Source organism: Streptomyces sp. NPDC045955, assembly GCF_056430805.1.
In genome coordinates, this window is the sequence record NZ_JBWKKY010000027.1 from 59,841 (window position 1) to 84,049 (window position 24,209).

The window sequence follows — 24,209 nt, forward strand, 5'->3', positions numbered from 1 at the left end:
CGCCTGGCGGCCGTCCCCTGGGCCTACGCTGAACATATGAGCAACCAGAGCGGACGCGGGCGCGTGGCGGGCCTACCGGAATGGGACCGCTGCGCGGTCATGGGAGTCGTGAACGTCACCCCCGACTCCTTCTCCGACGGCGGCCGCTTCTTCGACACCACGGCCGCCGTCAAACACGGCCTCGAGCTCGTCACCGAGGGCGCTGACCTGGTCGACGTCGGCGGCGAGTCGACCCGCCCCGGCGCCACCCGGGTGGACGAGGCCGAGGAACTCCGCCGCGTCGTCCCCGTCGTCCGCGGCCTGGCCTCCGAGGGCGTCACCGTCTCGGTCGACACCATGCGCGCCTCCGTCGCCGAACGGGCCCTCGCGGCGGGCGCCACCCTCGTCAACGACGTCAGCGGCGGCCTCGCCGACCCCCGCATGATCCCGGCCGTCGCCGACGCCGGTGCCCCGTTCGTCGTCATGCACTGGCGCGGCTTCCTCCAGGGCGGCAACGTGCGCGGCGAGTACGCCGACGTCGTCACCGAGGTCGTCGACGAACTCCACGCGCGCGTGGAGGCCGTCCTGGCGGGCGGCATCACCCCCGACCGCGTCGTCGTCGACCCGGGCCTCGGCTTCTCCAAGGACGCCGAGCACGATCTCGCGCTCCTCGCGGGCCTCGACCGGGTCCTCGCCCTCGGCCACCCGCTGCTCGTCGCCGCCTCCCGCAAACGCTTCCTCGGCCGGGTCCTGGCCGGCCCGGACGGCCCGCCACCGCCCGCCCGCGAACGCGACGCCGCCACCGCCGCCGTCTCCGCGCTCGCGGCGCACGCCGGCGCGTGGGCGGTCCGCGTGCACGAGGTGCGCGCCACGGCGGACGCCGTACGGGTCGCCCGCGCCATCACAGCCGCACGCACCGGCGCAGAAGGAACCCGGTGAGCGCCCCGCACACCGACGTCGAGCAGGTCGAGGCCGCCAACACCGCCTTCTACGAGGCACTGGAGCAGGGCGACTTCGAGGAACTGGCGTCGCTCTGGCTGACCCCCTCCGACCTGGGCGTCGACGAGACGTACCACGACCCGGCCGACAGCGGCGTGGTCTCCTGCGTGCACCCCGGCTGGCCCGTGCTCACCGGACGCGGCGAGGTCCTCCGGTCGTACGCGCTGATCATGGCCAACACCGACTACATCCAGTTCTTCCTGACCGACGTGCACGTCTCCGTCACCGGCGACACCGCCCTGGTGACCTGCACGGAGAACATCCTCAGCGGCGGCCCCGCCCCCAAGGGCGACGAGGAGCTCGGCCCGCTCGTCGGACAGCTCGTGGTCGCCACGAACGTGTTCCGGCGCACGCCCGCGGGGTGGAAACTCTGGTCGCACCACGCTTCCCCCGTTCTGGCCGAAAACGACGAGGACGAGCAGGACGACACCCCCGCGTGAGTGGGTACGTGCCAGGAAGTGGTTGGAATCACGGACCCGCGGGTATGGGCGGCTACCAACCCGTGAGCCGCCGGGTTCCCCAGGGGAAACGCCGGGTGAATCCTGCCGGGTCCCGCCCGGGCCCACGCCCCCGAGGCCCGGCCCCGCCCGGGCTCGCAGGTAGATTCGACTGAGGCCGGTGTGCCGCCCGCACACGGCACGGACCGGTCGGCACCGACGATTGCAGGAGTGATTCGCGTGGATCGTGTCGCGCTGCGCGGCCTGAAGGCCCGTGGGCACCACGGGGTGTTCCCGAGGGAACGCGAGGAGGGCCAGACCTTCGTCGTGGACCTCGTCCTCGGCCTGGACACCCGGCCGGCCGCGGCCGACGACGACCTGGCGAAGACCGTGCACTACGGCATCGTGGCCGAGGAGGTCGTGGCCGTCGTCCAGGGCGAGCCCGTCAACCTCATCGAGACGCTCGCCGAGCGCATCGCCCAGGTATGTCTGAAGCACGACGGGGTGCGGCAGGTCGAGGTCTGCGTCCACAAGCCGGACGCCCCGATCACCGTCCCCTTCGACGACGTGACCGTCACGATCACCCGGAGCCGAGTATGACTGCGCCCTTCCTCAAGGGTCCCAGCGACCCGACCGTACAGCCGGTGCCCGCCTCCGTCGTCGAGAAGGTCGACGCCGCCGACACCACGCTCAGCAACCCCAAACGGGCCGTGGTCGCCCTCGGCTCCAACCTCGGCAACCGCCTGGAGACCCTCCAGGGAGCCATCGACGCCCTGGAGGACACCCCCGGCGTCCGCATCAAGGCCGTCTCCCCGGTCTACGAGACCGAGCCCTGGGGCGTGGACCCCGGCAGCCAGCCCGCCTACTTCAACGCGGTCGTGGTCCTCAAGACCACCCTCCCGCCCTCCTCGCTCCTGGAGCGCGCGCACGCGGTCGAGGAGGCCTTCCACCGCGTCCGGGACGAGCGCTGGGGCCCCCGCACCCTGGACGTCGACATCGTGTCCTACGCCGATGTCGTCTCCGACGACCCGCAGCTCACCCTCCCCCACCCCCGCGCCCACGAGCGCGCCTTCGTCCTGGCCCCCTGGCACGACCTGGACCCCGAGGCGCAGCTGCCCGGCCGCGGCCCCGTCGCCGGTCTGCTGGACTCCGTCACCCGCGAGGGCGTGGCGCCGCGCGCGGACCTGGAACTCCGGCTGCCCGAGTAGCCGTTAAGGTCGAGACGGCTGCACAACCGGGGCCGGAGCAGGGGAACCGAAGGGACACTGTGAAAGAGCTGCGCATCAGGGTGCTGGTCGGCGTCTTCGTCGTGGCCGGGGTCCTGTCCTGGGCGGGCGCCCGCCTGTGGAACTCGATCGGCACGCTCCCCAGCGTCCCCCTGGCCGCCCCCATCGTCCTGGCCCTGATCGCCGTGGTCCTGCTGGCCACGGCGCTCTCGCTGCGCGCCCGGCTGAGGGCCCAGCGCGAGCGGCAGCCCGACGCCAAGGGCGTCGACCCCATGATGGCGGCCCGCGCGGTCGTCTTCGGCCAGGCCAGCGCCCTGGTCGCCGCCCTCGTCGCCGGCATGTACGGCGGCACCGGCGTCTTCCTGCTGGAGTCCCTCGACATCCCCGCCCGCCGCGACCAGGCCATCTACGCCGGCTTCTCCGTCCTCGCGGGCATCGGCGTCATAGCGGCGGCCATCTTCCTGGAGCGCGTCTGCAAGCTCCCGGACGACGACGAACACGAGGGCACGGGCGCGGCCCCGACCACGTGACCTCGCCCGGGCTCACCAGGGCTGACGGGCGAGGTGTCCGTTGACCAGGAAGCCGGGGTGGGGGTCGAGCCTGTAGCTGTACAGGATGAACGGCTTGTTGGTGATCGTCCGCCGCCGCACCTCATGCACCTGGGCCCAGGAGCCCTCTCGGAGTTGCAGCGAGTGCTGCTCGGGCCTGAAGGTTCCTCGTCCCGGCCAGCTGTCGGCTACGACCAGGTGTGAGACCTGCCCTCTGGGACGAGGAGTGAATCTCGCGCCGACCACCTGCGCCAGCTCAGAAAGAAACGGTGCATTGGCGCTGACCAGCAACCGACCGGACCAGGTCTTGGGCCGGTACCCGTCGCCGTCCGCGTATCCGTCCAGAAAGCCCTCAAGCGTCACTGTGTCCCGAAGCACGACGCGAGGGAACCGCTGCCGCATGTGGTGCGCGTCCCCGCCCACGTACTGCCTCAGCAGGTCGGCCAGGTATGAGGAAACCACACGTACACGAAAACCAGGGACCTGCCGCTGAAGGTAACTGGAGGGCCGTGTCACCGCTTGCGGTCGAGCGGGCAGCCCAGTGGTCGCCGTCAGACAGGCCGCATACCGGGAAGCGAAGTCCTCGTCGTTGACCACGAGTGACACATAGTTCTTGCCGACGGTTCCGTCGGAACACGTGGCCCCGAGAAAGTAGCCGAATTCATAACCCGACTTGATCGTCAACCGCTCCCGGCACAGCTTCCGTGCAGGAGTCCACGCCAGGACAGTCCCCTCGGCATCCCGCGCGTGAACCCACCCATCCGGCGTGCCCAGCAGCTGATCCGGCGCCACCGTGAACGTCACGTGATCGGTCACTACGTCTACCACCTCGCGGACTCGGAGGGTCGTCACCTCCTTGACCGTTGTGGGGACCGTGCGCTCCCCGTCCAAGGTCCAGAGGCGGCAGCCGACCCGGACGCTCCGCGCCCGGAGGCGACCGCCGACGGCGTTCAGCGTCTGCTTGCTCGGAAGCCCATATCCCACGGCACACCCCCGGTCAGCGATCAACGTCACTGATCGGGGAAGGTACCGGGCACCACTGACAATCCGGTCAGCGCGCCAGTATCAGGCTCATCGCCTCAGCCCTGGTCGTGGCATCCCGCAGCTGGCCACGGACCGCCGATGTCGTGGTCTTGGCCCCCGGCTTGCGAATGCCGCGCACGGACATGCACATGTGCTCGGCCTCGATGACGACGATGGCGCCCCGCGCCTCAAGGATCTTCATGAGGGAGTCGGCGATCTGAGTGGTGAGTCGTTCCTGCACCTGCGGCCGCCGGGCGAACACCTCGACGAGACGCGCCAGTTTCGACAGCCCGGTGATCTTGCCTGTCTCGGCCGGGATGTATCCCACGTGGGCTACGCCGTGGAACGGCAGAAGATGATGCTCACAGAGGGAAACGATTTCTATGTCCTTGACCAGGACCATCTCATCGTGCCCCAGGTCGAACGTAGTCGTCAGGACGTCCTCTGGTTCCTGCCGAAGCCCGGCCAGAAGCTCCCGATACGCCCGCGCCACCCGCGCCGGCGTCTCCCGAAGCCCCTCACGGTCAGGGTCCTCGCCGACCGCGATCAGCAGCTCCCGTACGGCGTTCTCGGCTCGCTTCTCGTCGAACTCGCCGATCTGGCCCTCGCTGTCCAGCATCACGGGGTCGGTCATCTGGTGCCTCGTTCCTGTGTCCATCACGGGGCGGCCTGCACATATGGCGGAAAGCCGCGCCCCCCAGGCTAAAACCTGGGGGGCGCGGCATCCATTCCGGGCCCGGTGGGGCCACCGGGAGAGCGGTCAGCTCTCGGGGCGGTCCTCCGGGGCTCGCTCAGGCGCCGGGGCGGGCTCCGCCGCGGTGCTCTTCGCGGTGGTGATGGCCGGCGTCGCGCCGTTCGCCCCGTTCGTCAGGGCCAGCTCCTTGGGGGAGAGGACCGGCGGGCGGGTGGACGGCGTGCGGCGGGAGGAGCCGGTCCAGGCGGGCCGGGGCGGGCGCTTGACGATCGGGGCGAAGATCTCGGCGATCTCCTCCTTGCCCAGCGTCTCCTTCTCCAGCAGCTGCAGTACGAGGTTGTCGAGGACGTCGCGGTTCTCGACAAGGATCTCCCAGGCCTCGTTGTGCGCGGTCTCGATGAGCTTCTTGACCTCTTCGTCGACCAGCGCGGCGACCTCTTCCGAGTAGTCGCGCTGGTGAGACATCTCACGTCCGAGGAAGGGCTCGGTGTTGTCGCCACCGAACTTGATCGCGCCGAGACGCTCGGTCATGCCGTACTGCGTGACCATCGCCCGGGCCAGGCCCGTGGCCTTCTCGATGTCGTTGGCGGCACCCGTCGTCGGGTCGTGGAAGACGAGCTCCTCGGCCGCGCGGCCGCCCAGCATGTAGGCCAGCTGGTCCAGCATCTCGTTGCGCGTGGTCGAGTACTTGTCCTCGTCCGGCAGCACCATCGTGTACCCGAGGGCACGGCCTCTCGACAGGATCGTGATCTTGTGGACGGGGTCGGAGTTCGGCGAGGCCGCCGCGACCAGGGCGTGTCCGCCCTCGTGGTACGCGGTGATCTTCTTCTCCTTGTCCGACATGATCCGGGTCCGCTTCTGCGGGCCCGCGACCACACGGTCGATCGCCTCGTCCAGCATGTGGTTGTCGATCAGCTTCTGGTCGCTGCGGGCCGTCAGCAGGGCGGCCTCGTTCAGCACGTTGGCCAGATCGGCACCCGTCATACCGGGCGTACGGCGGGCGACGGCCGACAGGTCGACGTCCGGGGCGACCGGCTTGCCCTTCTGGTGAACCTTGAGGATCTCCAGACGGCCCTGCATGTCCGGGCGGTCGACGGCGATCTGCCGGTCGAAGCGGCCGGGGCGCAGCAGCGCCGGGTCGAGGATGTCGGGCCGGTTCGTCGCGGCGATGAGGATCACGCCGCCCTTGACGTCGAAGCCGTCCATCTCGACGAGCAGCTGGTTCAGGGTCTGCTCACGCTCGTCGTGACCACCGCCGAGGCCGGCGCCGCGGTGGCGGCCGACCGCGTCGATCTCGTCGACGAAGACGATCGCCGGGGCGTTGGCCTTGGCCTGCTCGAACAGGTCACGGACCCGGGAGGCACCGACACCGACGAACATCTCGACGAAGTCGGAACCGGAGATCGAGTAGAACGGCACCCCGGCCTCGCCCGCGACGGCCCGCGCGAGCAGGGTCTTGCCGGTACCGGGCGGGCCGTACAGCAGCACGCCCTTGGGAATCTTGGCGCCGACGGCCTGGAACTTGGCCGGCTCCTGGAGGAACTCCTTGATCTCGTGGAGCTCCTCGACGGCCTCGTCCGAACCGGCGACGTCCGAGAACGTCGTCTTGGGGGTGTCCTTGGTGATGAGCTTCGCCTTGGACTTCCCGAAGTTCATGACTCGGGAGCCGCCGCCCTGCATCTGATTCATCAGGAACAGGAAGACGACGACGATGAGGACGAAGGGGAGCAGCGAGAGCAGGATCCCGACGAACGGGTTCTGCTTGGACGGCGAGACCGTGTAGCCGTCCGGGATCTGCTTGTCCTGGAACTTCGCCTGGAGCGTGTTGGCAATCGTCACGCCCTGGTCGCCGATGTAGCTCGCCTGGATCTTCGAGCTGCCCTCGATCTTTACGCCGTCCTTGAGCGAGGCCTTGATGGTCTGCTCGTCGCCGGTGGTCAGCTTGGCCGACTCGACCTTGTTGTCATTGATCGCCTGGACGACCTGGCCGGTGTCCACCGTCTTGTAGCCGCCGGACGAGCCGACGACCTGCATCAACACGACCACGGCAAGGACGGCCAGCACGATCCACATGACCGGCCCACGGAAGTATCGCTTCACGTCCATCCATACGGAGCGGTGCCGCCCCGTCCCTCCTGCCATAGTGAGTTTGATAAAGGCTGTTCTTCGGACGGTACCCCAGCATTGTCACCTGAAGCCGCGTGGGACGACTGGCGATCCGTCTACGCATGCTCCAACGGCGGGAAGCCCGCTGGGGTTCCCGATCACCGGCACGGCACCCCGGCCGGAATGTCAGCCGCCGTACACGTGGGGCGCGAGCGTACCGACGAACGGGAGATTGCGGTACTTCTCGGCGTAGTCGAGCCCGTACCCGACGACGAATTCGTTGGGGATGTCGAACCCGACCCATTCCACGTCGATGGCGACCTTCGCGGCCTCGGGCTTGCGCAGCAGCGTGCACACCTTGAGGGAGGCGGGCTCGCGCGAGCCGAGGTTGGAGATCAGCCAGGACAGGGTCAGGCCGGAGTCGATGATGTCCTCGACGATGAGGACGTGCTTGCCCTTGATGTCGGTGTCGAGGTCCTTGAGGATCCGCACCACACCGGAGGACTGGGTGCCCGCCCCGTAGGAGGATACGGCCATCCAGTCCATGGTGAGGGGGGTGGACAGCGCCCGGGCGAGATCGGCCATGACCATCACCGCGCCCTTGAGGACGCCGACGATCAGCAGATCCTTGCCCGCGTACTCCGCGTCGATCTTCGCGGCCAGCTCGGCCAGCTTGGCGTCGATCTCTTCCTTGGTGATGAGTACCTGCTGAAGGTCGGCACCCATGTCTTTCGCGTCCACCCGCATCACTTTCGGTCGTCCCTGACTGAGCGGCCCCTCCACCGACTGCTCGGAGGGGGACGTGATTCAGCCTTGCCGAATCACCAGTCTGCCACCCTGCCGCCGGGCCACGACCTTGCCGGGGAGGTTGATGGCACCCTGACCGCGCCAGCCGGTGATCAACCGGTCGACTTCCTCGAGGTGCCGGGCGAACAGCGAACCGGCCGGGACACCGGCTGCGATGGCGGCCCGGCGCAGCACTCGGCGGCGTACGGCGGGCGGCAGGGCGTAGAGCTTCGCGCACTCCAGTTGCCCGGCGGCGTCGCGGACGGCGGCCTCGGCCCGGGTGGCCCAGGAGTCGAGGGCGTCGGCGTCGTCGCGGGAGAGCCGGGCCGTACGGGCGAGGGCCTCGACGACGCCCTTGCCGAGGGCCTTCTCCAGGGCGGGCAGGCCTTCGTGGCGCAGCCGGGAGCGGGTGTAGGCCGGGTCGGCGTTGTGGGGGTCGTCCCAGACGGGCAGGGACTGGACCATGCAGGCCTTGCGGGCGGTCTGCCGGTCGAGTTCCAGGAAGGGCCGCCGGTAACGGCCACCGGCCCCGGAGACCGCGGCCATTCCGGACAGGGAGCGGATCCCGGAGCCCCGGGCGAGGCCCAGCAGGACGGTTTCGGCCTGGTCGTCCCGGGTGTGGCCGAGCAGGACCGCGGCGGCGCCGTGGCGTTCGGCGGCGGTGTCGAGTGCGGCGTAGCGGGCGTCGCGGGCGGCGGCTTCGGGCCCGCCCGCGCGGCCGACGGTCACGGCGACGGAGTCGACCGGGTCGAGGCCGAGTTCGCGCAGGCGCAGGACGACTTCCGCGGCCCGTACGTCGGAGCCGGGCTGGAGGCCGTGGTCGACGGTCACGCCGCCCGCTCTGATGCCGAGCTTGGGGGACTCGAAGGCGAGGGCGGAGGCGAGGGCCATGGAGTCGGCGCCGCCGGAGCATGCCACGAGCACGAGCGGCGGGGGCGGCGGCTCGTGCGAGAGGGCGTGCGGGAGTGCGGCGGTGGTGCGGTGTTCGGTGAGGAGGTCGTGGAGGACGCGGCGGACCGCCAGGCGTATCGCCGCGACCGCAGGATGGGGACCCATGTCCGGTTCCCTTCATGAAGTTTTCGGGGGGTGAACCCGAGTGCCGGTCACGCAGAGTATGTAGATGGTGACAGAACCGGGCCGTTCCCCGAGCATTGCACGCCTACCCCTGGCTCACGGTCCCTCGGACGGGTGATTGGAGGGGCGTTCGCCTGCCAGTCGGCCCGTTTCCTTTCACGACTTCCCGCCGTAGTTCACTACTCGGTCCTGCGGTGCACCCGCGCGATCCAGTCCGCCGGTTTGGCGATCTCCGTCTTGGTGGGGAGGGTGTTGGGCGAGGTCCACACGCGGTTGAAGCCGTCCATGCCGACCTCGTCGACGACGGCCCGTACGAAGCGTTCGCCGTCCCGGTACTGGCGGAGCTTGGCGTCCAGGCCGAGCAGCTTGCGCAGGGCCAGGTCCAGGCGGGAGGCGCCCTTGGCGCGGCGCTGCTGGAACTTCTCGCGGATCTCCCCGACGCTCGGTACGATGTCCGGTCCGACGCCGTCCATCACGAAGTCGGCGTGGCCCTCCAGCAGGGACATCACGGCCGTGAGGCGGCCGAGGATCTCGCGTTGGGCGGGCGTCTGCACGATCTCGACGAGGGAGCGGCCACCGTCGTCCTCCTCGGCCTCGGGACGGCCCCCGGCGAGGCTCTGAGCGGCCTCCCGCACACGTTCCAGGACGGTCATGGGGTCGACGTCGGTCTCGCCCAGGAAGGACTGGATCTCGCCCTCGAGGTGGTCGCGCAGCCAGGGCACGGCCGTGAACTGCGTGCGGTGCGTCTCCTCGTGCAGGCACACCCAGAGCCTGAAGTCGTGCGGGTCGACGTCGAGTTCGCGCTCCACGTGCACGATGTTCGGGGCGACGAGCAGGAGCCGGCCGCCGCCGTTCTCCCCGGCCGGGAGCTGGCGCGTGGCCGGGGCGAAGGTCTCGTACTGGCCGAGGACGCGGGAGGCCAGGAAGGACAGGAGCATGCCCAGCTCCACGCCGGTGACCTTGCCGCCCACGGCGCTCATGACCGCGCCGCCGGTGGTGTTGCCGCGCCGGTCCTGCATCTTGTCGAGCAGGGGCTTCAGCAGTTCCCGGAAGCCGGCGACGTTCGCCCGGATCCAGCCCGGGCGGTCGACGACCAGGACGGGGGTGTCGTGGCCCTCCTCCGTGCCCAGACGAGTGAAACCCCGGACGTGCCCCTCCGAGGCCTTGGCATGCCGGCGCAGCTCCGCGACGACGGCCCGGGCCTCGTCGCGGCTGACGTCGGGGCCCGGCCGTACGAGCCGGGTCGCGGTCGCGACCGCGAGGTTCCAGTCGACCATGCCGGTTGAAGCACCACCGATGCTCGTCATGGGTCAACCGTACGTGAGCGCTGGCCGCTGGGGCAGGGCGGCGAGGGGGTGGTGGAGCTGGGGGTGCGTTTTGGACAGCGGCGTTGCAGCTGGCGTGCTGGGTCGGCAAGGGCTGGGGTCCGTTTTGCCGGTACTCGGCGTTGTCGGCCGTGCCCACCCGTTCCGCCCCAGCGGAACGACTGCCCACGGCGGGGCGGTCCGACCGCCCACGGCCAGGCGGGCCGGCTACCGGCGGCCAGGCAGACCGACCACCCACGGCCAAGCAGATCGGCCTCCCACGGCCAGGCGGGCCGACCACCCACGGCCAAGCAGATCGGCCTCCCACGGCCAGGCGGGCCGACCACCCATGGTCAGGCAGACCGGCCGACCACGGCCGTGGCGCGTGCCTACCGGCAGCCGCAGGCCGCCAGGGTCGTTGCCGCCCGGTCCAGGGCCGTCTGGGCCGCGGCCGGGTCGTTCGTGTCGTTGGCCATGAAGGAGAAGGCCAGCAGGCGGCCGTCCTGGTCGACGACCGTGCCCGCGAGGGTGTTCACGCCGGTCAGGGTGCCTGTCTTGGCGCGGACGACGCCTCCTGCGCCGTCCGTGTAGCGGGTGGTCAGGGTGCCGGTGAAGCCGGCCACGGGGAGGCCGGTGAGGGCCGGGCGGAGTTCGGGGTGGGCGGGGTCGGCCGCCTTGGCCAGGAGGGCGGTGAGGAGGCCGGCCGTCAGTCTGCCGGCGCGGTCCAGGCCACTGCCGTCCTTGAAGGCGGCGCCCTTGAGGGGCAGGCCGAGCTTGCGGAGCCGGGCGTCGATCGCGCGGCCGGCACCGGCGAAGTCGGCCCGGTGGCCCGTGGCGATCGCCGTCTGGCGGGCGAGGGCCTCGGCGATGTCGTTGTCGCTGTTGGTCAGCATGCGTTCGACGAGGGCCGAGAGCGGGGGTGAGGACACCGTGGCCAGGGTCTTCGCGCGGCCCGTGGCCTTCGACGGGCCGGGGGCCGAGGTCTTGATGCCGCGCGACTTCAGGAGGTCCCCGAAGCGGCGGGCCGCGTCCGCGGCCGGGTCGGTCACGCGGGTGACCGGGCCGCTGGTCGAGTCGTCCGTGCGGCCCTCGTCCACCATCAGGGGGCTGACGGGGGCGAGATTGGGGTTGACCCCGATCGGGTGCTTCTGGCTGCCCGCGTAGCTGGTCGTGTCGTAGGAGAGCGTCACGTCGCGGACGCCGCGCTGGGCCAGGGCCGCGGCCGTCCGGTCGGCCAGGGTGTGCAGGCCGGCCGAGCCGTCGGAGGCCTCGCGTGCCGTGAGGGTGGGGTCGCCGCCGCCGACCAGGACGACCTCGTTCGTGTCGGGTTCCAGCGCGGCGCGGGTGGTGAGGCGGTGGTCGGCGCCCATCGCGGACAGCGCGGCGACCGCCGTGGCGATCTTCGTCGTGGAGGCCGGGGTGAGCGCGGCGTCCGGGTTGGTGCCGTACAGGCGCCTGCCGGTCGTGACGTCCACGACGGCCGCTGCCGGCCGGGGGCCGAGCGCCGGGTCCTTCAGCAGGGGCGTAAGGGTCTTCGTGAGGGCCTTGCCGTCCGGGGCGGACTTCACGGTGCTGACGCCGCCGAGGCCGGTCAGCACGGGTCCGGCGCTGGGGGCCGGTCGGGGCTGCGCGGGCGCGCCGGGGGCCCGGCCGTGATCTGTGCCACCCACACGGCCCAGGGCCGCGGCGCGGTCCCGCTCGGCCGTACGCTGACCCGAGGAGTCCCAGGGGCCGGCCGCGGTCACCACACCGGCGGCCAGTGCGAGGCCGGCGGTGGCGGCGCCCGCGGCGTACTGCCAGGTCTTCGGCGTGACCCGCGCGACCTGTGGTTTCCCGGCTCGGACGAGCCGCGCGACCCGTGGTTTCGCGGCTGCGGCGGCCCTGGCCAGGCGCGGTCGCAGGGCCTGCGAAATCCGCACCACGTGCGGCCTCGCGGCCCGCCAAGGACGCAGCTCCGGCACGACCACCAGCCCCTTTCGCGATCACACACCTGCGTGAGGGACACTTAACCACCAGAACGATGTGTTGATCATGGAGGAGCCACCGGTGGAGTTCGACGTCACGATCGAGATTCCGAAGGGTTCGCGCAACAAGTACGAGGTGGACCACGAGACCGGTCGGATCCGCCTGGACCGGCGCCTCTTCACCTCGACCAGCTACCCGGCCGACTACGGCTTCGTCGAGAACACCCTCGGCGAGGACGGCGACCCGCTGGACGCGCTGGTCATCCTGGACGAGCCGACGTTCCCCGGCTGCCTCATCCAGTGCCGTGCGATCGGCATGTTCCGGATGACGGACGAGGCCGGTGGCGACGACAAGCTGCTGTGCGTGCCGGCGCACGACCCGCGTGTGGAGCACCTGCGGGACATCCACCACGTGTCGGAGTTCGACCGCCTGGAGATCCAGCACTTCTTCGAGGTCTACAAGGACCTGGAGCCCGGCAAGTCGGTCGAGGGCGCCAACTGGGTGGGCCGGACGGACGCCGAGGCCGAGATCGAGCGGTCCTACAAGCGCTTCAAGGAGCAGGGCGGTCACTGACCCCTTCTGATGCTCACGGGCCGTACGCCTGCGCGTGCGGCCCGTTGGCCTGTATGTGCGCATACTGAGGCTGGGGGTACTGAGGCTTACGTGTCGTACAGGGAGCGCCAGGCAGTGACGGACGCGGAGGACCGCAAGCCGAAGTCGGACGAGGCCAGGAGTATGTTCCTGCCTCCGGCGGGGGCCGCCGTCGACGGGGACATGTCGACGACGTCGGAGTTCGCGATCCCCGAGGGTCTCGCCGTGCCCAAGGTGACCGGTACGGAGTCCGAGGTGACGTCCGAGTTCGCCCTGCCGGAGGGGCTGGACGTCTCGCAGCCGCCGGCGGCGGATCCGGAGGGGTCGGCGTTCACCCCGCCGAGCACGTACAGCTCGAAGCACGCCCCGTCGGCGTTCACCCCGCCGACCGGGATCCCCGTGGTCAGTCTGACCAAGGACGTGCCCTGGCAGGACCGGATGCGCACCATGCTGCGCATGCCGGTGGCGGAGCGGCCGGCGCCGGAACCGAGCCAGCGCGGCGGCGACGACTCGGGGCCGGCCGTGCCGCGCGTGCTCGACCTGACGCTGCGTATCGGCGAGTTGCTGCTGGCGGGCGGTGAGGGCGCCGAGGACGTGGAGGCGGCCATGTTCGCCGTCTGCCGGTCGTACGGCCTGGACCGCTGCGAGCCCAACGTCACCTTCACACTGCTGGCGATCTCCTACCAGCCGTCCCTCGTCGACGACCCGGTCACGGCGTCGCGGACCGTGCGCCGCCGGGGCACCGACTACACGCGGCTGGCGGCCGTGTACCAGCTGGTGGACGACCTCAGCGACGACGAGACGGCGGTCTCCCTGGAGGAGGCCTACCGGCGGCTCGCCGAGATCCGCCGTAACCGGCACCCCTACCCCGGCTGGGCGCTGACCGGCGCGAGCGGGCTGCTGGCGGGTGCGGCCTCCGTGCTCGTCGGCGGTGATCTGATCGTGTTCGTCGCGGCCGCGCTGGGCGCGATGCTCGGCGACCGGCTGGCGTGGCTCTGTGCGGGGCGCGGGCTGCCGGAGTTCTACCAGTTCACGGTGGCCGCGACGCCGCCGGCCGCGATCGGGGTCGCGCTGACCCTCGGCCATGTGGACGTGAAGGCGTCCGCGGTCATCACCGGTGGACTGTTCGCCCTGCTGCCCGGGCGGGCGCTGGTGGCCGGGGTGCAGGACGGGCTGACCGGCTTCTACATCACCGCGTCCGCGCGTCTGCTGGAGGTCCTGTACTTCTTCGTGGGCATCGTCGCGGGTGTGCTGATGGTGCTGTACTTCGGCGTGCAGCTGGGGGCCCGGCTGAACCCGGACGCGGCGCTCGGGGTCTCCGACGATCCGCTGGTGCTGATCGGCGCGTCGATGCTGTTGTCGCTGGCGTTCGCGGTGCTGCTTCAGCAGGAACGATCCACCGTGGTGTGGGTGACGCTGAACGGGGGTGTCGCGTGGGTCGTGTACGGCGCGATGCACTACGCCGGGGGCATCTCGCCGGTGGCGTCCACGGCTGCGGCCGCCGGGCTGGTGGGGTTGTTCGGACAGCTGTTGTCCCGGTACCAGTTCGCGTCGGCTCTGCCGTACACGACTGCGGCGATCGGGCCGTTGCTGCCGGGTTCCGCGACGTACTTCGGGCTGCTGGCGATCGCGCAGAACGAGGTGGACGCGGGGCTGGTCTCACTGTCCAAGGCGGTGGCTCTGGCCATGGCGATCGCCATCGGGGTGAATCTGGGGTCGGAGATCTCGCGGATGTTCCTGCGGATCGGCTCCGCCGAGAAGCGGCGGGCCGCCAAGCGGACCAGGGGTTTCTAGCGCCGGGTGCCTACGGGCTCGGAGCTTGGTGTCCGCTGGCGGCCGCGGGCCGGTGGGGTTGTTCGCGCAGTTCCCCGCGCCTTCCCGCGCCTCCCCGCGCCTCCCCGCGCCGCCAAGAGGGTTGGTTCAGTAGCCGCCGTTGTAAGGGCCCTGCTGGCCCTGCTGCTGGTGGCCGTAGCCGGGGCTCTGGGGGTACTGGCCGTAGTACTGCTGGTCGTTGTAGCCGTTGTGCTGGTCGTACGGGGGCTGCTGCGGGTGCTGGTGGGGCTGGTCGTGCGGGGTGATGCGGCGGAGCTGGGTCGTCGCGTCGTCCATGACGGGGGGATGGGGCTGGACCGCCGGGGCCTCGGACGCGGCGCGCTTCTTCTTGGAGCGGTCGCGGAGGTACTCGATGAGGATCGGGACGACGGAGAGCAGGACGATCAGGACGAGGATCGCCTCGACGTTCGTCTTGATGAACTCGATCTGGCCCAGCCAGTACCCCGCGAGGGTGACGCCGGTGCCCCAGGCGATGCCGCCGACGACGTTGTACGTGAGGAACGTGCGGTACTGCATCCGGCCGGCGCCGGCGACGATCGGGGCGAAGGTGCGCACGATGGGGACGAAGCGGGCCAGGACGATCGCCTTGGGGCCGTGCTTCTCCATGAACTCGTGGGCCTTGTCCAGGTTCTCCTGCTTGAAGAGCTTGGAGTTGGGACGGCTGAAGAGCTTCGGGCCCAGGAACTTGCCGATCATGTAGCCCACTTGGTCGCCGATGACGGCGGCGAGCACGATCAGCGTGCAGACCAGCCACAGCGGCTGGCTGATGTACGTGCCCTCGGCGACGAAGAGGCCCGCCGTGAACAGCAGGGAGTCGCCGGGCAGGAACGCGAAGAGACCCGACTCCGCGAAGACGATGAGCAGGATGCCCGGCAGGCTGAACGTCGAGATCAGGTAGTCCGGGCTGAGCCACTCGGGGCCGAGCGCAAGCGTGGTCACGGGGATGTGGCTCCTGCTGCTGGGGGTACGGGCTGGGGGCTGACTGCCTCAAAGTATCAACGCGGCCGTCATGGCCCAGGTTCCATGGGCGTACTCAGGATGCACTGTGCGCCGTCCCGGTCAAAGCTGTGAGCCATGGGCATCGATGAATACGGCGGCGGACAGGGCCCTCGGCCCGACGTCCTCGTCGTCACCACGAACGACGTACCCGGCCACCGCGTGCAGGAGGTGCTCGGCGAGGTCTTCGGACTGACCGTGCGCTCGCGGCACCTGGGGAGCCAGATCGGCGCCGGGCTGAAGTCGATGGTCGGCGGCGAGCTGCGTGGGCTCACCAAGACGCTCGTGCAGACCCGCAACCAGGCCATGGAACGACTCGTCGAACAGGCACGCGCGCGTGGAGCCAACGGTGTGCTCGCGTTCCGCTTCGACGTGACGGAGGCGGCGGACGTGGGCACCGAGGTGTGCGCGTACGGCACGGCGGTGGTCTTGACCCGGGAGTGAGGCCCGCGCGCAAGCGTGTTTCCGGTTTGTGACGTTTGATCCCTTTATCGTGTGCCCGTGGTCGACACCGAGCAGCAGGCGCCTTCCGTCACTCCGTCGACCCCCGCGCGCGTGCTGCTGCCGTCGGTCCTGCCGGCCGTGGCCGTCGGCGTGATGTCCAGCCTGCTCCTGGTGGGGGTGGAGGTCGCCGCGGAGGAGCTCCAGGGCGTGTTGTGGGAGACCGCGCCGGACGCACTGGGCATCGGCCGGTACTCCGTGGCGTGGATGTTCGTGACGCTCCTCGCGACCGGTGTCGCCGTCGGGCTGGTGGTGTGGAAGGTGCCGGGGCACGCGGGACCGGATCCGGCGACCGTGGGACTGGACGCGCCGGTCCTGCCGCCCGTGGTGCTGCCGGGGCTGCTGCTGGCGGCCGCGCTGACGCTGGCCGGCGGGCCGAGCCTGGGCCCCGAGAACCCGATCATCGCCGTGAACGTCGGCCTGGCGGTCTGGCTGGGCGGCCGGGCCGTCCCCCGGGCGCCGGGCCGGATCTGGCCGGCCCTGGCGGAGGCGGCGACGATCGGCGCGCTGTTCGGCACGCCCGTGGCGGCCGCCCTGGTGATCTCCGAGGTGCTCTCCCGGCAGGAGACGCGCGGCCTGCTCTGGGACAACCTCTTCGCGCCGCTGACCGCCGCCGCGGCCGGTGCCCTGACCGCCGCGCTGATCGACCGCCCGAGCTTCGACCTGGACCTGCCGTCCTTCGGCCGGCCGGGCTGGGCGGACCTGCTGGCGGCCGTCGTGGTCGCCGCGGCGGGTGCGCTGCTCGGCATGTGCGCCGTGCGCGCGCTCCCGTACGTCCACGGTGCCTTCCGCCGGCTGCGGCACCCGATGCTGATGCTCCCGGCGGGTGGGGCCGTGCTGGGCGCTCTCGCGGCCCTGGGCGGCCATCTGACGCTGTTCAAGGGACTCGACGAGGTCGCGGAGCTGGCGCACGACCCGGACGGCTGGTCGGCCGGGGAGTTCGCCGTCATGACGGTGGTGAAACTGGCCGCGCTGCTCGTCGCCGCGTCCTGCGGGTTCCGCGGGGGGCGCATCTTTCCGGCCGTGTTCGCCGGCACGGCCCTCGGGCTGTGCGCGCACGCCCTGGTGTCCGGGGTGCATCCGTCGGTGGGGGTGTCCGCCGGTGTGCTCGGGATGCTGCTCGCCATCACCCGGCAGGGCTGGATCAGCCTGTTCGTCGCCGCGGTGCTGATCGACTCGCCGGGGATCCTCGCCCTGCTCTGCATCGCCTCGCTGCCGGCCTGGCTGCTGGTCACGGGCCGGCCGCAGATGCAGCTCCGGCCGGACGGGACGCCGGTGCGATGACCCGACCCCTCCCCCACCACCCCTTCTGGAGTCCCTCATGCCCCTGAACGAAGGCCCCCGCCAGACCGGTGAACGGCGCCTGTCCGTCAACCCCTTCTACGGCCCCGCCAACCCGGTCGGCGACATGGCCGAGGCCCCGCCCACGCACCGGCTCCCGGAGCAGCCCATGGCGCCGGTGACGGCCCATCAGCTGGTGCGCGACGAGCTGATGCTCGACGGCAACGCGCGGCTGAACCTCGCCACCTTCGTCACCACCTGGATGGAGCCGGAGGCCGGGGTGCTGATGGCGGAGTGCCGGGACAAGAACATGATCGACAAGGACGAGTACCCGCGCACGGCCGAACTGGAGCGGCGGTGCGTGGCGATGCTCGCCGACCTGTGGCACGCGCCCGATCCGGCGGCGGCCGTGGGCTGTTCGACGACCGGGTCGAGCGAGGCGTGCATGCTCGCCGGGATGGCGCTGAAGCGGCGCTGGGCGCGGCGCAACGCCGACCGGTACCCGGGGGCGCGCCCCAACCTGGTGATGGGTGTGAACGTGCAGGTCTGCTGGGAGAAGTTCTGCAACTTCTGGGAGGTCGAGGCCCGGCTGGTCCCCATGGAGGGCGAGCGGTTCCACCTGGACCCGCAGGCCGCGGCCGAGCTGTGCGACGAGAACACCATCGGGGTCGTCGGCATCCTGGGCTCGACCTTCGACGGGTCCTACGAGCCGGTCGCCGAGCTGTGCGCGGCGCTGGACGCGGTGCAGGAACGGACCGGGCTCGACATCCCCGTGCATGTCGACGGGGCGTCCGGCGCCATGGTCGCGCCGTTCCTCGACGAGGACCTGGTGTGGGACTTCCGGCTGCCGAGGGTGGCGTCGATCAACACCTCGGGGCACAAGTACGGGCTCGTCTACCCGGGCGTCGGCTGGGCGCTGTGGCGGGACGCGGAGGCGCTGCCGGAGGAGCTGGTGTTCCGGGTGAACTATCTGGGCGGCGACATGCCGACGTTCGCGCTCAACTTCTCCCGGCCGGGCGCGCAGGTCGTGGCCCAGTACTACACGTTCCTGCGGCTGGGCCGCGAGGGCTACCGGGCCGTGCAGCAGGCCGCGCGGGACGTGGCCACGGGGCTCGCCGCGCGGATCGAGGCGCTGGGCGACTTCCGGCTGCTGACCCGGGGCGACCAGTTGCCGGTGTTCGCCTTCACGACCGCGCCGGACGTGACGTCGTACGACGTCTTCGACGTCTCGCGGCGGCTGCGCGAGAACGGCTGGCTGGTGCCCGCGTACACCTTCCCGGCCCACCGCGAGGACCTGTCCGTGCTGCGGGTGGTGTGCCGCAACGGGTTCTCGGCCGACCTCGCCGAGCTCCTCACGCAGGACCTGGAGCGCCTGCTGCCGGAGCTGCGCCGGCAGCCGCGCCCCTTCACTTGGGACAAGGGCGCGGCCACCGGCTTTCACCACTGACCGCTCAGCCGGTCAGCGGCTCAGCCGCCCGAACCTCCGTACCGCCAGCGGGAAGAACACCGCCAGCAGGGCCAGGGGCCAGACGAGCGCCGCCCACGCGTGCCCGGACTCCGCGCCGGGGCTGCCGAACAGGTCCCGCACGGCCGTGGCCGTGTGGGACATCGGGTTCCACTCGACGACCGTGCCGAGCCAGCCGGGCATGGTGTCGGGGAGGGCCAGGGCGTTGGACAGGAAGCCGACCGGCCAGACCAGGATCTGCACGGCCTGGACCATCTCCGGCTTCCCGGCCACCAGCGCCAGGTACATGCCGATCCACAGCATGGCGAACCGGAACAGGAGCAGCAGGCCCACGGCTCCCAGGAAGGCCGCCGCAGTGCCGTGGGTCCGCCAGCCGAGCGCGGCGCCCACGCCGATGAGCACCACCAGGGCCATCGCCGACTGGAGCATGTCGGCGGCCGAACGGCCCACGAGTACCGCTCCGTTGGTCATGGGCATGGAGCGGAAGCGGTCGATGACGCCCTTGTCGAGGTCCCGGGTGACGGCGATCATCGTGCCCTCCAGGCCGAAGGCCATGGTGAGCGCGAGCATGCCGGGGATCAGGTAGTCGCGGTACTCCCCGCCCACGCCCCGGCCGCCGCCGACCAGGTAGCCGAACATGAGCAGCAGCATCACCGGGAAGACGAGGTTGACGACCAGCTGGACCGGCTGCCGTCCCCATCGGGCGAGTTCCCGGCGGGTCATGGTCCAGGAGTCGGTCAGGGCGTGGGCGGTCACGCGGCCTCCTTCACTCGGCGGTCGTCTCCGGTGAGGTGCAGGAACACCTCGTCCAGCGTCGGGCGGCGCAGGGCGACGTCCTCCGCCTCGATGCCGGCCTCCTGAAGGGCCCGGACGACCCCGGAGAGGGCCTCCATGCGGTCGGTCACCGGGGCGCTCAGCAGGCGGCGGTCGGTGTCGACGTTGACCCCGCCGAGGGGCAGCAGGGCGACAGCAGCCCCCAGTTGGCCCGCGTCGCGCAGGACCACGTCGATGCGGTCGCCGCCGGTCTCGGCCTTCAGCTCGTCCGCCGTGCCCTCGGCGATGACCCGGCCGGCGTCGACGACCGAGATGCGGTCGGCGAGCTGATCGGCCTCCTCCAGGTACTGCGTGGTGAGCAGGACCGTCGTACCGCCGCCGACCAGCGAGCGGACGGAGTCCCACACCTCGGACCGGCCGCGCGGGTCGAGGCCGGTGGTCGGCTCGTCCAGGAACAGCACCTCCGGTTCGGTGATCAGGGACGCCGCGAGGTCCAGGCGGCGCCGCATGCCGCCGCTGTACTGCCTGACCGCCTTGCGGCCGGTGCCGGCCAGGCCGAAACGCTCCAGCAGTTCGCCGGCACGCGCGCGTGCCCGCCGCGCGCCCAGGTGGTGCAGCCGGCCGAACAGTTCCAGGTTCTGCCGGCCGCCGAGCTCCTCGTCGAGCGCGGCGTGCTGGCCCAGCAGGCCGATGCGCAGCCGGACGGCGTACGCCTCGCGCACCACGTCGTGCCCGGCCACCTCGATCCGGCCCGCGTCGGGGCGCAGCAGGGTGGACAGGATCCTCACCAGGGTGGTCTTGCCCGCGCCGTTCGGGCCGAGCACCCCGTGCACCGTGCCGCGCTCGACCGTGAGGTCGAGCCCGTCCAGGGCCTTCTGGTCGCCGTATCTCTTCTCCGCGCCTTCGACGATGATCGCCGTGTCGGCCACAGGGACTCCCTCGCTAGTCAAACTTGACTACATGCTCGAAAGTAACCCCTGACCCTCCATTCGTCAAACTTGATTAGCAGTCGTCCTCCGGATGCCGCTCCCCCGTCGCGTACGGGTTCTCCACACCCTCGGCCAGCACGCCGACGAACGGGTCGCCCTCGTCGGCGAAGGTGTAGGCGCCGCCCTCGATGCGCTCGATGAGACCGCGGGTCCACTCGGCCTCGGAGTCGGCCGTGTGGACCCACATGTTCATGATCTCGCCGATGTGGCCCAGCTGCCCGGGCCCCTCCTCGGGGACGTAGTGCTCCAGGACGGAGGCCCGCCACTGCTCGATCCGCACGGTGCGCTCCTTCAGCAGCGCGACCGCCTCCGCCCGCGGCAGGTCGACGAGGAAGCCGACGGCGGCCGTCTTCACGTCCCCCCGCTGGTCGTACGTGACCAGCGCCTCGCGCAGCAGCCGGAAGTACTCGTCGGCCCCCTGCCCGGTGAGCTCGTACTCCGTGCGCGGCGGGCCGCCGGCCGTGGACGGGGCGACCTCGTGCGCGTGCAGCAGCCCTTGCTTCGCCATCTGCTTCAGGGCGTGGTAGATCGAGCCGGGCTTGGCGCTGGACCACTCGTGCGCGCCCCAGTACTCCAGGTCGGTGCGCACCTGGTAGCCGTGGGCCCGCCCGTGCAGACGGACCGCGCCGAGCACGAGGAGACGGATCGCTGACATGCGCTCCAGCCTAGGTCGTGTCCGCACAGTCCGGTCGTCCGCCCGGGGCGGGCCCGGTGGCGCCTGGTGCGCGCCCTCGGCCCCTGACCATCGCCGCGCCATTGAATAGACGCGACGACTAGTCTAGTCTCCAGATGAGACGCAACGGTAAGTCTCGGCATGCGCCGCGCCTTTCCGCACTCAACCGCTCACGAGAGGCCACTTCAGTGGGGAACTCGACCGTCCGCGCCGTCGACCGGACCGGCGCTCCAGAGAGGGCACGCGGCGGCGGCCTCGCCGTGTTCAGCGTGGCCTTCGCCTTCTGGATCACCATGGCGGGCACCACCGCGCCCACCCCGCTCTACCCGCTGTACGGCGAGGAGTTCGGCTTCACGCCGTTCACCGTGACCGTCGTCTTCGCCGTCTACGCGCTCGGCGTCGTCCTCGGGCTGCTGGTCTTCGGCCGGCTCTCGGACCAGGTGGGACGCCGTCCCGTCCTGGTCGCGGCCACCCTGCTGTCCGTGGTCGCCGCGGTGGTCTTCCTGCTCGCCCAGAACGTCGCCGCGATGCTCGTCGCCCGGGTCGTGTCCGGCTTCTCCGCGGCCCTGGTGACCGGCGCCGCCACCGCCTCCCTCACCGAGCGGCTCGGGCAGCACAGCCGCATCAAGCCCGCCACCCTCGCCTTGTTCGCGAACATGGGCGGCCTCGCCTGCGGCACGCTGATCGCGGGGATCCTGGCGGACCTCGCGCCCTCCCCGCTGCGCACCCCCTGGGTCGTCATGCTCGTCCTCGCCGCCATCGGCACGCTCGGTGTCCTCGTGAACGGGGAGAGCTCCGCCCACCGTTCCGGTTTCTCGCTGCAGGTCCAGCCGCTGCACGTCCCCGCCGAGATCCGCTCGGACTTCCTGCGCTCCGCGATGGCGGCGGGCGCGGGCTTCGCCGTGCTCGGCGTCCTGACCGCCGTGACGGGCCTGTTCCTGGGGACGGTGCTGCACGAGTCCAGCCACACCCTCACCGGACTGGTGGTCTTCATCGCCTTCGCCTGCACCGCCCTCGGCCAGCTTCTCGTCCGCACCCTCAAGCCCGCCACCGCCCTGCCCGCCTCGTGCCTGGGCCTGATCGTCGCGGCCGGTCTGATCGCCGCCGCGATGGCCACCAGCACCCTGGCTCCTCTGCTCGTCGGTGCCGCGGTCAACGGACTGGCGACGGGCATCGCCGTCGGTCACGGCATCGGCGGCATCACCACGCGCAGCGCCCCCCAGCACCGGGGCGCCTCGGTCTCCACCTTCTTCGCCATCCTGTACTCGATGCTGGCGGTGCCCGCGATCGGTGTGGGCGTCCTGATCCGCGAGACCAGCCTGCGCCCGGCCGGCGAGACGTTCAGCGCGGTGGTCGCGGCGCTCTCCCTCGGCGTCCTGCTCAGCCTGGTGCGGACCGGCCGTAAGGCCGCCTGAGCGGGTCCGCCGTGAACCGGTTCACGGCGGACCCGCTGTGCCAGAATCACAGCGACGGACACGATGCGAAGGGTTGACGGAACCATCAGCGCCACGCGGAAACCACCACCGGCCTGCGAGAAGACCACGGTCGTCAGCCGAACCGGCCCACGCCGCAGCGAGAGCGTCCGGCTCGCGGTGCTGCACGCCGCGGACGACCTCCTGGTCGAGCGGGGCTTCGCCGCCCTGACCATCGAGGGCATCGCCCAGCGCGCGGGGGTGGCCAAGCAGACGATCTACCGCTGGTGGAAGTCGAAGGTCGACATCCTTCTCGACACCCTCACCGACGACGCCCGCGAGGCCCTGGAGTGGCGCGCGGACGAAAGTCGCGGCGTCGAGGAGTCCCTCACCTCCCATCTGCAGCGGGTGGCCGACTTCTTCGAGGAGCCCGCCGGCCAGGTGCTGCTGGCCCTCCTGGGCCACGCCCAGCTGGACAGCGAGACGGCCGCGTCGCTGCGGGCCGGGTTCCTGAAGGAGCAGCGGGAGCGCGACATGGCCGGCCTGCGAGATCTCCTCGCCCGCGACCAGGACCTGGCCGTCGACGACCGCACCCTCGACCACCTCGTGGATCTGCTGCTCGGTCCGCTGTACTACCGGGTCCTGGTCTCCGGTTCCCCCATCGACAAGGAACTGGTGGAGACGACGTCCCGTCTCGTCCTCGCGCTCGCCCGCGAGCGGTCGACCCGGAACCCCTGACCTCGCACCGACCTGGGCGAGTGGCCCCCGACGTGTGTCGTCGGGGGCCACTCGCACGCGACGATCAGTGCAGGCTGATGCAGCCGCTCCTGATCCCCTCGATAACCGCTTCGGTACGTGATGCCGCGCCCAGCTTGATGAAAATCGAGTGCAGATGGACCTTGACGGTGCGCTCGGAAATCCCTAGCAGTCGGGCGACCATCCTGTTGGAGTTCCCCTCCTTGATCCCGTCCAGGACCTGACGCTCCCGCGGCGTGAGTGTCGATACCGTTCCGGCCGCCACGCGATCCGACACCACCTGCTCGGGCTCCAGAGTGGCCACTAATCCCTCGGACGTCGGACTGGATGTGCGAGACATGTACTTCCCCCTGCCATGCATGGTCATCACTCATCAAGACGTGTACGCGAGCGCCATTGCCCACGCAGCCGCATCTTCAACGATTACTCGTCGCGAAAACAGTATATGAGCGCCACCGAAAACCATAGATTAAACGTGGGTTACTTCACAGGTGAAGGTTGCATCCTAAACTTCCTCTCACCTGGACCACCCGAGCAGCCGGAAGCAAATATTCCACCAAAGAAAATACATGCTGCACACATTGCATGAATCAAGTGTCGAACGGTCAATAAAGTGGAACTAGAAGGCGGAATACCGCCTCGCACCTCATCATTCGTTTCCCTGCGGGGAGGTCAGCGGATGCTCGTCGACATGATGATCGACCTGCTCCGCTGGTCGGACGCCGCCCGCGCCCAGCCGGTTCCGTCTTCCGAATTCCCCATCCAGTAATCCCAGAACGCTCAGTCCAGACCGTCCA

24 protein-coding genes are annotated in these 24,209 nt (G+C 70.7%); 12 read left to right on the forward strand and 12 right to left on the reverse strand.

Features of this window, described 5'->3' with window-relative positions:
• Positions 1-36: 36 nt before the first annotated feature.
• The 5 genes from folP (at position 37) to AC07F0_RS35725 (ending at position 3,171) form a co-directional block, all read left to right on the forward strand.
• The gene (gene folP / locus AC07F0_RS35705; RefSeq protein WP_478984061.1) at positions 37-918 is read left to right on the forward strand and encodes a dihydropteroate synthase; all 882 of its coding nucleotides are present in this window, start codon (positions 37-39) and stop codon (positions 916-918) included.
• Positions 915-1,418, forward strand: coding sequence for a nuclear transport factor 2 family protein (locus AC07F0_RS35710; RefSeq protein WP_436729716.1), 504 nt, complete (start codon positions 915-917; stop codon positions 1,416-1,418). Before folP ends, AC07F0_RS35710 begins: the two co-directional genes overlap by 4 nt.
• 237 nt (positions 1,419-1,655) lie before the next feature.
• Positions 1,656-2,015, forward strand: coding sequence for a dihydroneopterin aldolase (gene folB / locus AC07F0_RS35715; protein WP_086559022.1), 360 nt, complete (start codon positions 1,656-1,658; stop codon positions 2,013-2,015).
• Positions 2,012-2,623, forward strand: a complete 612-nt coding sequence (gene folK, locus AC07F0_RS35720; RefSeq protein WP_356922555.1) for a 2-amino-4-hydroxy-6-hydroxymethyldihydropteridine diphosphokinase — start codon at positions 2,012-2,014, stop codon at positions 2,621-2,623. Before folB ends, folK begins: the two co-directional genes overlap by 4 nt.
• Before the next feature lie 59 nt (positions 2,624-2,682).
• A complete protein-coding gene (locus AC07F0_RS35725) occupies positions 2,683-3,171 on the forward strand; it encodes a DUF3180 domain-containing protein (RefSeq protein ID WP_478984063.1) in 489 nt (162 codons plus the stop codon).
• Between the two features lie 12 nt (positions 3,172-3,183).
• On the opposite strand, the gene AC07F0_RS35730 is transcribed toward AC07F0_RS35725, so the two are convergent.
• From AC07F0_RS35730 to dacB, 7 genes are all read right to left on the reverse strand, one after another.
• Complete coding sequence (locus AC07F0_RS35730) at positions 3,184-4,005, reverse strand: hypothetical protein (RefSeq protein WP_478984064.1); 822 nt, start codon at positions 4,003-4,005, stop codon at positions 3,184-3,186.
• Between the two features lie 235 nt (positions 4,006-4,240).
• Positions 4,241-4,846, reverse strand: coding sequence for a GTP cyclohydrolase I FolE (folE, locus tag AC07F0_RS35735; RefSeq protein ID WP_478984066.1), 606 nt, complete (start codon positions 4,844-4,846; stop codon positions 4,241-4,243).
• 126 nt (positions 4,847-4,972) lie between these two features.
• Positions 4,973-7,012 (reverse strand): ATP-dependent zinc metalloprotease FtsH, encoded by a 2,040-nt coding sequence (gene ftsH, locus AC07F0_RS35740; protein WP_436729733.1) that lies wholly within the window; start codon positions 7,010-7,012, stop codon positions 4,973-4,975.
• Positions 7,013-7,198: 186 nt separating this feature from the next.
• A complete protein-coding gene (gene hpt / locus AC07F0_RS35745) occupies positions 7,199-7,759 on the reverse strand; it encodes a hypoxanthine phosphoribosyltransferase (RefSeq protein WP_020270244.1) in 561 nt (186 codons plus the stop codon).
• A 60-nt stretch (positions 7,760-7,819) separates the two neighbouring features.
• Positions 7,820-8,854, reverse strand: a complete 1,035-nt coding sequence (tilS, locus tag AC07F0_RS35750; RefSeq protein WP_436729713.1) for a tRNA lysidine(34) synthetase TilS — start codon at positions 8,852-8,854, stop codon at positions 7,820-7,822.
• Positions 8,855-9,051: 197 nt separating this feature from the next.
• Entirely contained in the window at positions 9,052-10,179 is a 1,128-nt protein-coding gene (locus AC07F0_RS35755) for a zinc-dependent metalloprotease (RefSeq protein WP_478984068.1), read from the reverse strand.
• A 386-nt stretch (positions 10,180-10,565) separates the two neighbouring features.
• Complete coding sequence (gene dacB / locus AC07F0_RS35760) at positions 10,566-12,143, reverse strand: D-alanyl-D-alanine carboxypeptidase/D-alanyl-D-alanine endopeptidase (RefSeq protein ID WP_478984070.1); 1,578 nt, start codon at positions 12,141-12,143, stop codon at positions 10,566-10,568.
• A 79-nt stretch (positions 12,144-12,222) separates the two neighbouring features.
• Here dacB and AC07F0_RS35765 point away from each other — a divergent pair, with 79 nt between their 5' ends.
• Both AC07F0_RS35765 and AC07F0_RS35770 read left to right on the forward strand, forming a co-directional pair.
• Positions 12,223-12,714, forward strand: coding sequence for an inorganic diphosphatase (locus tag AC07F0_RS35765; RefSeq protein ID WP_003991985.1), 492 nt, complete (start codon positions 12,223-12,225; stop codon positions 12,712-12,714).
• Positions 12,715-12,828: 114 nt separating this feature from the next.
• Positions 12,829-14,526: a threonine/serine exporter family protein gene (locus AC07F0_RS35770; protein WP_478984072.1), complete on the forward strand. Its 1,698-nt coding sequence runs from the start codon at positions 12,829-12,831 to the stop codon at positions 14,524-14,526.
• A gap of 126 nt (positions 14,527-14,652) precedes the next feature.
• Here AC07F0_RS35770 and AC07F0_RS35775 read toward each other — a convergent pair whose 3' ends face one another.
• Positions 14,653-15,504, reverse strand: a complete 852-nt coding sequence (locus AC07F0_RS35775; protein WP_478984074.1) for a DedA family protein — start codon at positions 15,502-15,504, stop codon at positions 14,653-14,655.
• A 135-nt stretch (positions 15,505-15,639) separates the two neighbouring features.
• On the opposite strand from AC07F0_RS35775, the gene AC07F0_RS35780 reads away from it, so the two are divergent.
• Genes AC07F0_RS35780 through gad form a run of 3 tightly spaced genes read left to right on the forward strand, consistent with a single transcriptional unit; the run spans position 15,640 to position 18,790 of the window.
• Positions 15,640-16,005, forward strand: coding sequence for a YbjQ family protein (locus AC07F0_RS35780; protein ID WP_436731555.1), 366 nt, complete (start codon positions 15,640-15,642; stop codon positions 16,003-16,005).
• Positions 16,006-16,056: 51 nt separating this feature from the next.
• On the forward strand, positions 16,057-17,346 hold the full coding sequence (locus AC07F0_RS35785; protein ID WP_478984076.1) for an ion channel protein: 1,290 nt from the start codon (positions 16,057-16,059) through the stop codon (positions 17,344-17,346).
• Between the two features lie 37 nt (positions 17,347-17,383).
• Positions 17,384-18,790 carry a glutamate decarboxylase gene (gad, locus tag AC07F0_RS35790; protein ID WP_478984078.1) on the forward strand — a complete coding sequence of 469 codons (1,407 nt, stop codon included), beginning with the start codon at positions 17,384-17,386 and terminating at the stop codon, positions 18,788-18,790.
• Between the two features lie 12 nt (positions 18,791-18,802).
• On the opposite strand, the gene AC07F0_RS35795 is transcribed toward gad, so the two are convergent.
• From AC07F0_RS35795 to AC07F0_RS35805, 3 genes are all read right to left on the reverse strand, one after another.
• Positions 18,803-19,564, reverse strand: a complete 762-nt coding sequence (locus AC07F0_RS35795; RefSeq protein ID WP_478984080.1) for an ABC transporter permease — start codon at positions 19,562-19,564, stop codon at positions 18,803-18,805.
• Positions 19,561-20,511, reverse strand: a complete 951-nt coding sequence (locus AC07F0_RS35800; RefSeq protein WP_478984082.1) for an ATP-binding cassette domain-containing protein — start codon at positions 20,509-20,511, stop codon at positions 19,561-19,563. The genes AC07F0_RS35795 and AC07F0_RS35800 overlap by 4 nt, the downstream gene beginning before the upstream one ends.
• Positions 20,512-20,584: 73 nt before the next feature.
• A complete protein-coding gene (locus AC07F0_RS35805) occupies positions 20,585-21,226 on the reverse strand; it encodes a PadR family transcriptional regulator (RefSeq protein ID WP_478984083.1) in 642 nt (213 codons plus the stop codon).
• A gap of 206 nt (positions 21,227-21,432) precedes the next feature.
• Here AC07F0_RS35805 and AC07F0_RS35810 point away from each other — a divergent pair, with 206 nt between their 5' ends.
• Both AC07F0_RS35810 and AC07F0_RS35815 read left to right on the forward strand, forming a co-directional pair.
• Positions 21,433-22,659, forward strand: a complete 1,227-nt coding sequence (locus tag AC07F0_RS35810) for an MFS transporter (RefSeq protein WP_478984085.1) — start codon at positions 21,433-21,435, stop codon at positions 22,657-22,659.
• Between the two features lie 63 nt (positions 22,660-22,722).
• On the forward strand, positions 22,723-23,394 hold the full coding sequence (locus AC07F0_RS35815) for a TetR/AcrR family transcriptional regulator (RefSeq protein ID WP_478984087.1): 672 nt from the start codon (positions 22,723-22,725) through the stop codon (positions 23,392-23,394).
• 64 nt (positions 23,395-23,458) lie between these two features.
• Here AC07F0_RS35815 and AC07F0_RS35820 read toward each other — a convergent pair whose 3' ends face one another.
• On the reverse strand, positions 23,459-23,716 hold the full coding sequence (locus AC07F0_RS35820; RefSeq protein WP_478984089.1) for a response regulator transcription factor: 258 nt from the start codon (positions 23,714-23,716) through the stop codon (positions 23,459-23,461).
• Positions 23,717-24,209 lie beyond the last annotated feature (493 nt).

What these genes read in the sequence shown, in the direction of transcription:
- folE (WP_478984066.1), bottom strand. Translation starts at nt 4,846, where the DNA reads ATGACCGACCCCGTGATGCTGGACAGCGAGGGCCAGATCGGCGAGTTC.
- folK (WP_356922555.1), top strand. Translation starts at nt 2,012, where the DNA reads ATGACTGCGCCCTTCCTCAAGGGTCCCAGCGACCCGACCGTACAGCCG.
- AC07F0_RS35815 (WP_478984087.1), top strand. Translation starts at nt 22,723, where the DNA reads ATGCGAAGGGTTGACGGAACCATCAGCGCCACGCGGAAACCACCACCG.
- hpt (WP_020270244.1), bottom strand. Translation starts at nt 7,759, where the DNA reads ATGCGGGTGGACGCGAAAGACATGGGTGCCGACCTTCAGCAGGTACTC.
- tilS (WP_436729713.1), bottom strand. Translation starts at nt 8,854, where the DNA reads ATGGGTCCCCATCCTGCGGTCGCGGCGATACGCCTGGCGGTCCGCCGC.
- AC07F0_RS35780 (WP_436731555.1), top strand. Translation starts at nt 15,640, where the DNA reads ATGGGCATCGATGAATACGGCGGCGGACAGGGCCCTCGGCCCGACGTC.
- folP (WP_478984061.1), top strand. Translation starts at nt 37, where the DNA reads ATGAGCAACCAGAGCGGACGCGGGCGCGTGGCGGGCCTACCGGAATGG.
- AC07F0_RS35805 (WP_478984083.1), bottom strand. Translation starts at nt 21,226, where the DNA reads ATGTCAGCGATCCGTCTCCTCGTGCTCGGCGCGGTCCGTCTGCACGGG.
- gad (WP_478984078.1), top strand. Translation starts at nt 17,384, where the DNA reads ATGCCCCTGAACGAAGGCCCCCGCCAGACCGGTGAACGGCGCCTGTCC.
- ftsH (WP_436729733.1), bottom strand. Translation starts at nt 7,012, where the DNA reads ATGGACGTGAAGCGATACTTCCGTGGGCCGGTCATGTGGATCGTGCTG.
- AC07F0_RS35755 (WP_478984068.1), bottom strand. Translation starts at nt 10,179, where the DNA reads ATGACGAGCATCGGTGGTGCTTCAACCGGCATGGTCGACTGGAACCTC.